Origin of the sequence: Dactylosporangium sp. NPDC006015 (assembly GCF_040614215.1) — a bacterium.
Taxonomy (GTDB): Bacteria; Actinomycetota; Actinomycetes; order Mycobacteriales; family Micromonosporaceae; genus Dactylosporangium; species Dactylosporangium maewongense.
Genome location: NZ_JBEXUD010000001.1, coordinates 300,998 through 309,782, shown reverse-complemented (window position 1 = coordinate 309,782; position 8,785 = coordinate 300,998). Strand labels below are relative to the sequence as shown.

Genomic DNA, 8,785 nt, shown 5'->3' with positions numbered 1-8,785 from the left:
TTGTGTTTCGTGGGTCTGCGGTGCGCCGTCGGGTGCGCAATGTCGGCAGTTGTCGCGTGATCCGGAAGACCTCGTGTTGTGCGTCTGCGGGGCGGGGCGTGGGGTGGTGGTCGCGTGATCCGGAAGACTTTGTGCGTCGGGATGCGGCGTTGGGTGCGGGAGGTCGGCAGCTGGGGGAGTGTGGCTGGGGCGTGCCACGGCGTTGGCGGCGTCCGCACCGTTCCCACGTCTTTCGAGATGCCGTCGCGTGATCCGGAAGGGCTTGTGTGTCCCGGAGGCGGTGTGGGGGCGGGAGGCTGGCGGATCATGGGGGAGCGGCTGGGGCATGCCCGGGGCCGGAAACAGCTAGTGTGGCAGGGTGGATCTGCCGGTGATGCCTCCCGTCGAGCCGATGCTGGCCAAGAGTATTCCCAGCCTGCCGAGCGCGGAGGGGATGAGCTACGAGCCGAAGTGGGACGGGTTCCGCTGCATCGTGTTCCGCGACGGTGACGAGGTCGAGCTCGCCAGCCGGGGCGGCAAGACGCTGACACGTTACTTCCCCGAGGTCGTCAAGCAGGTCCTGGCGCAGCTGCCGGAGCGCTGTGTCGTCGACGGCGAGATCATCGTGATCCGGCGTGGGGAAGGCGAGCCGAAGCTCGACTTCGAGCTGCTCGGGCAGCGGATCCATCCGGCGGCGTCGCGGGTCAACCTGCTGGCGGAGCAGACGCCGGCGTCGTTCGTCGCGTTCGACCTGCTCGCGGTCGGGGACGAGGCGCTGGTCGAGGTGGGTTACGCGCAGCGACGCGCCAGGCTGGTCGAGGCGCTGTCGGGCGTCGTGGCGCCGGTGCACGTGACGCCGGTGACGACGGACATCGAGGTGGCGCGGGACTGGTTCGCGCGGTTCGAGGGCGCCGGGCTCGACGGAGTGATCGCGAAGCCGGCCGGGGGCGCCTACGAGCCAGGCAAGCGCAGCATGTTCAAGATCAAGCACGCGCGCACGGCCGACGCCGTCGTGGCTGGGTTCCGGTGGCACAAGGACGGGCCGATCGTCGGGTCGCTGCTGCTCGGGCTGTATGACGAGGAGGGCCGCCTGCACCACGTCGGGGTGGCCGCGTCGTTCACCCGGGAGCGCCGGGCCGAGCTGGTCGAGGAGCTCGAGGCGTACCGGGAGGGCGTCGTCGACCACCCGTGGAACTGGGCGGGCCAGATCCCCGGCGCCGCCGCCGCGAGCCTCGAGTCGGTGCCGGCCGGCGACGCCGCGACCAGGCTCCCGGGCGGTGTGAGCCGCTGGACCGGCAAGAAGGACCTGTCGTTCGTGCCGCTGCGGCCGGAGCTCGTCGTCGAGGTCGGCTACGACGCGATGGAGGGCGACCGCTTCCGGCACACCGCCCAGTTCAAGCGCTGGCGGCCCGACCGCGAGCCGCACTCGTGCACGTATGAGCAGCTCGACCGGCCCATCCGCTTCGACGTGGAGTCCGTGCTGGCAGGGCGGCCTTGAGCGCTCGCGTCGCACGACGTTCACTCGCGGTCCTGCTGGTCACGGCGCTGCTCGGCGGGTGCGGCAGCCTTCCCACGGACCCGTCGCAGGAGGCGCGGCGGCTGGACCGGCCGGCGGCCGCGCCCACGACCTCGTCCGGCGTGAAGGTCGAGCCGGCACAGTGGAAGCCGTGCCCCGACGTCTACAAGGGGATCTTCTCCAGCCCGCCGCAGAACGTGAAGTACGACTGCGCCACGGTCAAGGTCCCGCAGGACTGGCACAACCCCGAAGGCTCCGGCACGTTCGACGTCGCGATGGTCCGCGGCCGGTCGACGACGCAGCGGGACCGGGTGGGGTCGCTGTTCATCAACCCGGGCGGGCCGGGGGCGTCGGGCGTCGAGTATGCCGTCTACCGGTCGGTGTACCTGCCGGCCGAGGTCGTCCGCCGCTTCGACGTGATCGGCTTCGACCCGCGCGGCATCGGCAGGTCGTCGCCGGTGAAGTGCTTCTCCGACGCCGACCTGGACGCCAACTTCGGCATCGACCCCGACCCGCAGACCGACGCGACGTTCGGTGAGTCGGTCGCGCTGACCCGCAAGCTCGCGCAGAGCTGCGGCGACAAGTACGGCGACAAGCTGCGCTACTACTCCACCGAGCAGACCGCCCGGGACATGGACGCGCTGCGGGCGGCGGTCGGCGAGCAGCAGATGACGTACCTCGGCTACAGCTACGGCACCCTGCTCGGCGCCGTCTACGCGCAGCTGTTCCCGAAGAACGTGCGCGCGTTCGTGCTCGACGGGGCGGTCGACCCGACGCTGTCGATGCAGGACTCCGCGGAGAAGCAGGCCGCCGGGTTCGAGCACGCCTTCGACAACTTCACCACCTGGTGCAAGGCCAACGTGACCGCCTGCCCGATCGGGCCCGACCCGCGGGCCGTGGTCACGAAGGCGATCGCGGACGCCCGGACCAGCCCCGTGCCGGGCAAGGGGCGCAACGCGACCGCCGGCTGGGTCTTCACCGCGGTGGTGTCGTCGCTGTACAGCGAGTCCGGCTGGCGGGTCCTCGCGCAGGCGATGCAGGACCTGCGCAACGGCAAGCCGGAGAAGATGTTCCAGCTCGCCGACTCGTACGCGGAGCGCGACCCGGAGGGCAAGTACACCAACATGTTCGACGCCAACGCCGCCGTCGGGTGCGCGGACAGCGACGACACCCCGACGGTCGAGCAGGCCAGGGCGTTGCAGCCGCAGTGGCGGCAGAAGTACCCGCTGTTCGGCGGGGCGCTCGCACTCAACCTGATCTGCGCGCAGTGGCCCGGCAAGCGCGACCCGTACCCGACGGGCGCGGCGACCGGCTCGGCGCCGATCGTCGTCATCGGCACGCTCGGCGACCCGGCCACCCCGTACGAGCAGGCGCCGGCGCTGGCGAAGATGCTGGGCGTCGGCACGCTGATCACGTGGAAGGGCGAGGGCCACACCGCCTACCCGAAGACCGGCTGCGTGATCGACGCCGTCAACCGGTACCTGATCGACCTGCGCGTCCCGCCGGCCGAGCTCACCTGCGAGAAGTAGCTACTGCTCCACGTTGTTGCGGGCCCGGCTCGGCTGGACCCGCATCGGCTCGCCGGGCATCTTCGGGTACTCCGGCGGGTACGGCATGTCGCCCTCGCCGTTCGCCGCGTCACGCTCGGCCCACTCCAGCAGCGGGGTGATGTCGTGGGGCGACTCGTCGATGCCGGCGTGGGCGTCGCCGAGCTTCGCAATCCGCTCCGGCACCGTCCGCAGGTCGAAGTCGTCGGGCTCGACGTCCGGCAGCTCCTCCCAGCGCAGCGGCGTCGACGCGGTGGCCCGGGCGTTGGCGCGCAGCGAGTACGCGCACGCGATCGTCCGGTCGCGGGCCATCTGGTTGAAGTCGACGAACACCCGCGCGCCCCGCTCCTCCTTCCACCACTTGGTGGTCACGAGGTCGGGCCGGCGCCGCTCCACCTCCCTCGCCAGGGCGATCACCGCCCGGCGCGCCTCGACGAACGTCCACTTCGGCTCGATCCGCACGTACACGTGGACACCGCGCCCACCGCTGGTCTTCGGCCAGCCCTTCCAGCCGAGCTCGTCGAGGACGGCCTTGAGCTCGCCCGCCACGACGGCCGCGTCGGCGAAGTCGGTGCCCGGCTGCGGGTCCAGGTCGATGCGCAGCTCGTCGGGGTGGTCGACGTGTGCCTTGCGCACCGGCCACGGGTGGAACACGATCGTGCCCATCTGCGCCGCCCACGCCACGTGCGCGAGGTCGGCGGGGCACAGCTCGTCGGCCTTGCGCCCGCTGGGGAACGCGATCTGCGCCGTCTCCAGCCACGGCGGCACGCCCCGGGCGGGGACCCGCTTCTGGAAGAACATCTCGCCGCCGATCCCCTCGGGGAACCGCTGCAACGTCGTCGGGCGGTTGCCCAGCGCCCGCATGATCCCGTCGCCGACGGCCACGTAGTACTCGAACACGTCGCGCTTGGTGAAGCCGCGCTCCGGGAACATGACCCTGTCGGGACTGGTCAGCCGCACCGGCCGCCCAGCGACCTCGATCTCCAGCGCATCGGCCATGCCAAGCACCCTACGCGCCGCGGCTCTGTCGTGCGGGTAGCCTCGCGGTCACGGCCTGCGGGTCGTCTGAGGGCTGGGCCTGCGCCGCGGCATCGGCGCCGCTGCCCGGCCCGCGCGGCCGCGGTTCGCCGGCGTCCTGCGCGTCGGCTCCTGCTCCTGGGCGGTGTCCTCGCCCCGGTCGCCCAGCCTGGTGAAGTACAGGATGCCGGCCCCGCCGATGATGAACGCGAACCCGATCGTCGTCATCATCGACGACGTGCCGGTCACCGGCAGCGTGCCGGCGGACGTGCCCACACCCGAGCCCGCGGCGCTGCCGCTGCCCGATCCGGTGCCGCCGGGCGTGGTGCCACCGTTGGCGTTGCCCCCGCCACCACCGGGCGTCCCGCCACCGGGCGTGCCACCGCCACCGGGCGTGCCACCGCCACCGGGCGTGCCACCGCCACCGCCGGGCGTCGTTCCACCACCGCCGGGTGTACCACCGCCACCGCCAGGCGTGTTGCCACCGTTGCCATTACCGCCGCCGTTGCCGTTGCCGCCGCCACCGCCGGGCGTGCTCGGCCCGCCCGATCCGGTTCCGTTGCCGCCGCCGTTGTGCGAGCCGCCGGGTCCGCCGCCGTACCCACCGCCGCCGTTGCCCTGGCCACCGTTGCCGGAACCATTGCCGCCGCCGCCGTGATGCCCGCCGCCGTGACCGGCATTGCCCCCGCCGTTGCCGTAACCGCCTCCGGAACTGTGCCCGCCGTTGCCGGAGCCATGCCCGCCGTTGCCGGGGTGCCCGCCGCCCTGACTGTGGCCGCCGTTGCCGTGGTCGCAGCCGCAGCCGGGACCGTCGTCATCGCCGCCGGTGGAGTGGCCCGCGTAGAGGGGGCCGCCGGTGCCGGCGTGGGTGGGGGCGTCGTACCGCCAGTCGCGGGTGTCGCCCGGGCCGTAGCCGGCGGGGCCGCTGCCCGGGTGGGAGGTCTCGCCGCACAGCTCGAGGGTGCCGCTCCACGACGTGCCGCAGCCGTCGACGCGCATCTCGGTGGCCGAGGACGCGGCGTGCGCCGCGGTGGCCAGCGGCGTGATGCCCGCCGCGCCTGCCGCGCCGACCGCAACCGCCGTGTAGAGCAACCTCATCGTCCTGTCCCGTCCACTCGCCCGCTGTGTAACAAAAGTCCGAATCGTGGCTTTCGTCGGTCCAACGAGGTGAGGGCGGAGACGTCGCGGGCCAGGGGGCGTCACGTTCTCGGGTCGTAATGGTCGTCCGGCCCGGTGCCGCCTACCGTTGAGGCATGACCGAGCCACTTGTCGACCTGCCCACCACCGACGCCGAGTGGCGCGTGCGGCTGTCCCCGGAGGAGTTCCGGGTCCTGCGCCGCGCGGGCACCGAGGCACCCTGGACCGGCGAGTACGTCAACACCAAGACCGCCGGTGTCTACAACTGCCGGGCGTGCGGCGCCCAGCTCTTCGAGAGCTCGTCCAAGTTCGACTCGCACTGCGGCTGGCCGAGCTTCGACGACGCCATCCCGGGCACCGTGAAGGAGATCGAGGACGACAGCCTGGGCATGGTCCGCACCGAGATCCGCTGCGCCAGGTGCGACTCCCACCTGGGCCACGTCTTCCGCGGCGAGCGCATGACGGACAAGGACACCCGCCACTGCGTCAACAGCCTATCGATCAGGCTGGATCCGGCTTCTAGCTAGACACTCACCGATCTGCCATGATCACCGCGTGCCCCGAAGATCGACGTGGGCCAGGGTGATCATGGCGATCCTGGCCTTGCCGCTGCTGCTCGGCTGCCTGAACTGCTGCGACGCCATCCCGTCCTCGGTCGACGACGTCCTGCCCGAGAAGGGCCGCCCGCAGTTCACCCAGGACCAGGTGGCCGGGGTGTGGACGAGCGAGTGCGGCGGCAAGGTCAGCATCCGCGACGACGGCACCTACCACGCGGAGGGTCTCGTCCTGGACGACGACGGGGACGTGCCGCCGTTGACCGGCGACGGCAGCTGGTCCATCGTCGCGAAGGACGAGCACAACGACCAGCGCATCTTCCTGAACTTCGGCGAGCACTCCGCCGTCCAGCTCAGGGCCGAGCGCGCCGACCGGTTCGAGCACCTGGAGATCCAGGTCGACGACGCCCAGGACGCCCACGACTGCCGGATGAACCGCTAGGCACGGGTCTTCGAGCGGAAGAGCAGGGCCGCCGCGGCCATCGACACGGCCATGATGGCCACGCACCAGGCGGCCGCCTTCCACGGGGCGGAGCCGACCGGCTGGTCGAGCAGCAGGCCGCGCAGGCTCTCGGTGATCGGTGTGACGGGCTGGTTGCCGGCGAAGCCGCGCAGCCACGAGGGCATGGTGTCGATCGGGACGAAGGCGCTGCTGGCGTACGGGAGGAACGTGATCCCGAACGTGTAACCGCCGGCCGCCTCGGGGGAGGACGCGAGCAGTCCGAGCGCCGCCGCCAGCCATGACACGGCGGCGATGGTGAGCACGAGCACGCCAAGAGCGGCGAGCCACTGCGCGGCGGAGGCGTGCGGGCGGAACCCGATCGCGAACGCGACGCCGAAGACCAGCGCGCTGGAGAACACGTTGCGGGCGAGGCTGGCGGCGACGTGGCCGGCGAGGACGGCCGGGCCGCCGACGTCGAGGGAGCGGAGGCGGTCGATGATGCCGCCGGTCATGTCGCTGGCGACGGAGCCCGCGGTCATGGCGGAGCCGAACGTGACGCAGAGCAGCATGACGCCGGGCACGACGTAGGTGACGTAGGCGGTGCCGGTGTCGATGGCGCCGCCGAACAGGTAGACGAAGACGACCATCAGCATCACCGGCAGCACCAGCGACATGATGAGCGCCTCGACGTTGCGGCGGCCGAGACGCAGCGACCTGCCCCCCATGGTCAGCCACTGGACCGGGGCGGTGGCGAGGCTAGACATTGGCGGGCTCCTTCACTGACGCGGACGCAGAGGTGAGGGCGAGGAAGACGTCGTCGAGCGTGGCGCTGTGCAGCGAGAACCGGAGCACGTCGGCGCCGTGGGGGTCGATCTCGTCCAGGACGGCGCGGACGTGCGCGGCGCTGCCGTCGGTGGTGACGCCGACGGTGAGACGGCCGGCGTCGTGCTGCACCACCCGGGCGCCGAAGTGGGCCAGCGCCGTGTCCCAGGACGAGCGCGACGCCATCTCCAGGTCGAGGCGCTGGTCGCCGAAGCGCGCCTTCAGCTCGGCCGGGGTGCCTGAGGCGACGACCCGGCCGTGGTCGACGACGGCGATGCGGTCGGCGAGCTGGTCGGCCTCCTCCAGGTACTGCGTGGTGAGGAAGACGGTGACGCCGGTGCTGACCAGGCCGGCGATCACCTGCCACATCGCCTGCCGGCTGGTGAGGTCCAGGCCGGTGGTCGGCTCGTCGAGGAAGATCACCGACGGGGTGCCGACGAGGCCGGCGGCGAGGTCGAGCCGGCGCCGCATGCCGCCGGAGTAGGTGCCGGCGCGCCGGTCGGCGGCGGCGGTCAGGTCGAAGCGCTCGAGGAGCTCGCCGGCGCGCTTCCTGGCCGCGGCGGCGGTGAGGCCGCTGAGCCTGCCCATCATGCGGAGGTTCTCGGCGCCGGTCTGCAGCTCGTCGACCGCCGCGTACTGCCCGGTGAGGCTGACCGCTGCGCGGACCTGCCGGCGCTGGCGGACCACGTCGTAGCCGGCGACGCGGCACCGGCCGCCGTCGGGGCGCAGGAGCGTGGCGAGGATGCGCACCGTGGTGGTCTTGCCGGCGCCGTTGGGTCCGAGCAGGGAGAACACGGTGCCGGCCGGCACCGCCAGGTCGACGCCGGTGAGGACGTCGAGCCTGCCGTACGACTTCGTGAGGCCGGTCGCCTCGACGGCGAGGGTCATGAGGCACGCTCCAAGATTGTTTACTGCGTATGTCGTACGCACTACTGCGTAAGTTATACGCAGAAGTAGGATCTGGGTCAATGGAGAAGGAACTGCCCTCGAGCCTGGCCGTCGCCTGGGGCCTGCGCGCCCGGCCCGGCAAGGGGCCGCGACCTGGGCTGACGCTGGATCGGATCGTCGCCGCGGGCGTGCAGGTGGCCGCGGCGGAGGGCCTCGGCGCGGTGTCGATGAGCCGGGTGGCGGCCGAGCTCGGTGCGGCCACGATGTCGCTGTACCGCTACGTCGCCGCGAAGAACGAGCTGCTCGACCTGATGGTCGACGCCGCGGTCGGCCACCCGCCGCCGATGCCGCCGGGCGAGGGCTGGCGGGAGGGGATGCTGCGCTTCGCCCGCGCGCACCTGGAGATCCTGCGCCGCCAGCCGTGGATGGTGCGGGTGCCGATCACCTCGCCGCCGCTGACGCCCAACCACGTCGCCTGGATGGACCACGGCCTCGCGGTGCTGGCGGAAACGCCCCTCGAGGAGCACGAGAAGCTCTCCACGATCATGACGGTGAGCGGCATCACCCGGAGCTGGGCGCTGCTGACCGCCGACATCACCGCGGCGGCGCAGGCGTCGGGGACGACCGCCGACGAGGCGATGCTGACCTATGGCCAGCTGCTCGGCAGGCTGGCCGACCCCCAGCGGTTCCCCGCGATCGGCAGGCTTCTCGCGACCGGCATACTCGACGTGCCCGACGAGACGCCGGACACCGACTTCGAGTTCGGCCTGGCGCGCGTCATGGACGGCATCCAGACCCTGATCGACCGAAGGTGCGCCGGGGACACCTGCTGACCGCAGGATGCCGCGAAACGGGTGCTCCCTGTAAGCGTTGATAATGTGCG

At 72.0% G+C, this 8,785-nt stretch carries 9 protein-coding genes; 5 read left to right on the top strand and 4 right to left on the bottom strand.

The window, feature by feature from the left end; all coding sequences use genetic code 11:
- Positions 1-358 precede the first annotated feature (358 nt).
- Positions 359-1,477, top strand: coding sequence for an ATP-dependent DNA ligase (locus ABZ321_RS01345; protein ID WP_354888411.1), 1,119 nt, complete (start codon positions 359-361; stop codon positions 1,475-1,477).
- Positions 1,474-3,024, top strand: a complete 1,551-nt coding sequence (locus ABZ321_RS01340) for an alpha/beta hydrolase (protein WP_344503148.1) — start codon at positions 1,474-1,476, stop codon at positions 3,022-3,024. The genes ABZ321_RS01345 and ABZ321_RS01340 overlap by 4 nt, the downstream gene beginning before the upstream one ends.
- Here the strand turns inward: ABZ321_RS01340 and ligD are convergent, their stop codons facing one another.
- Together ligD and ABZ321_RS01330 are read right to left on the bottom strand one after the other, a co-directional pair.
- The gene (ligD, locus tag ABZ321_RS01335) at positions 3,025-4,041 is read right to left on the bottom strand and encodes a non-homologous end-joining DNA ligase (RefSeq protein ID WP_354888408.1); all 1,017 of its coding nucleotides are present in this window, start codon (positions 4,039-4,041) and stop codon (positions 3,025-3,027) included.
- A gap of 48 nt (positions 4,042-4,089) precedes the next feature.
- Entirely contained in the window at positions 4,090-5,157 is a 1,068-nt protein-coding gene (locus tag ABZ321_RS01330) for a hypothetical protein (RefSeq protein WP_354888405.1), read from the bottom strand.
- Positions 5,158-5,312: 155 nt separating this feature from the next.
- Here ABZ321_RS01330 and msrB point away from each other — a divergent pair, with 155 nt between their 5' ends.
- A complete protein-coding gene (gene msrB / locus ABZ321_RS01325) occupies positions 5,313-5,723 on the top strand; it encodes a peptide-methionine (R)-S-oxide reductase MsrB (protein WP_344503145.1) in 411 nt (136 codons plus the stop codon).
- 28 nt (positions 5,724-5,751) lie between these two features.
- Positions 5,752-6,192 carry a hypothetical protein gene (locus tag ABZ321_RS01320; RefSeq protein WP_344503144.1) on the top strand — a complete coding sequence of 147 codons (441 nt, stop codon included), beginning with the start codon at positions 5,752-5,754 and terminating at the stop codon, positions 6,190-6,192.
- Here the strand turns inward: ABZ321_RS01320 and ABZ321_RS01315 are convergent.
- The gene (locus ABZ321_RS01315) at positions 6,189-6,956 is read right to left on the bottom strand and encodes an ABC transporter permease (protein WP_344503143.1); all 768 of its coding nucleotides are present in this window, start codon (positions 6,954-6,956) and stop codon (positions 6,189-6,191) included. The genes ABZ321_RS01320 and ABZ321_RS01315 overlap by 4 nt on opposite strands.
- A complete protein-coding gene (locus ABZ321_RS01310; protein ID WP_344503142.1) occupies positions 6,949-7,902 on the bottom strand; it encodes an ATP-binding cassette domain-containing protein in 954 nt (317 codons plus the stop codon). The genes ABZ321_RS01315 and ABZ321_RS01310 overlap by 8 nt, the downstream gene beginning before the upstream one ends.
- A gap of 80 nt (positions 7,903-7,982) precedes the next feature.
- On the opposite strand from ABZ321_RS01310, the gene ABZ321_RS01305 reads away from it, so the two are divergent.
- Entirely contained in the window at positions 7,983-8,735 is a 753-nt protein-coding gene (locus tag ABZ321_RS01305) for a TetR/AcrR family transcriptional regulator C-terminal domain-containing protein (RefSeq protein WP_354888400.1), read from the top strand.
- Positions 8,736-8,785: the final 50 nt, after the last annotated feature.